This window comes from Pseudolactococcus chungangensis CAU 28 = DSM 22330 (assembly GCF_002441885.1).
GTDB lineage: Bacteria > Bacillota > Bacilli > Lactobacillales > Streptococcaceae > Pseudolactococcus > Pseudolactococcus chungangensis.
This window is the reverse complement of record NZ_JXJT01000068.1, coordinates 1-585: the sequence shown is the minus strand read 5'-3', so window position 1 is coordinate 585 and position 585 is coordinate 1. Positions and strand designations below refer to the sequence as shown.

Genomic DNA, 585 nt, shown 5'->3' with positions numbered 1-585 from the left:
CTGTTAAAATTCCTGTTGAATCTTGTTGGAGGTAAACTTTGCCACCATTTGGTAGGTTGGTGCCGCCTTTAGTAGTCTCTGTTACCCATTTCCCATCAACTTTATAAGATACCGTTGCTTCCTGTGAAAATTCAAACTCCACTGATTTTCCTTTATTTAAATTTTCTTTCTGCTTTTTATTTAAATCTTCAATAGGAAAAGGATTGGGTCTGTTGCCACTATAAGCACTTTCAGCCAAACTAGAAAAAATATCATTAAAATTTGTCAAATTAGCCATTAAATATTTTCCCTCCTACCCTAAACGTTTGTTGGATATACATACTTTCTATTTCCGGTTGGTTATTATCGCTCATTACAAAGCTTAACAGAAAATTTGAGTCATTAATTTCGTTAAACCCTCCGTCAATGCTTAATTTCTTATATTTTGAACCTGCTGGTATCCCACCAGCATTGGGAGTAACGATTTGTATCTCTATACTTTCCCAATCCCATTGCACACTAGTGATTTTTGTATTTTTAGATTTAACATACTCCGTCATCTCTTGTTCATGTTCTTTCAAAAATTCAATCTGCTCTTCTTTCGTT

1 protein-coding gene and 1 pseudogene are annotated in these 585 nt (G+C 34.2%); both read right to left on the bottom strand.

Annotated elements, in window-relative coordinates; genetic code table 11:
• Positions 1–277, bottom strand: a pseudogene (locus tag RR45_RS10930) (hypothetical protein); the annotation flags it as partial.
• Positions 270–585: hypothetical protein (locus tag RR45_RS11325; protein WP_096823196.1), on the bottom strand; the 316-nt coding region annotated here is incomplete at its 5' end. The gene RR45_RS11325 and the pseudogene RR45_RS10930, both read right to left, overlap by 8 nt.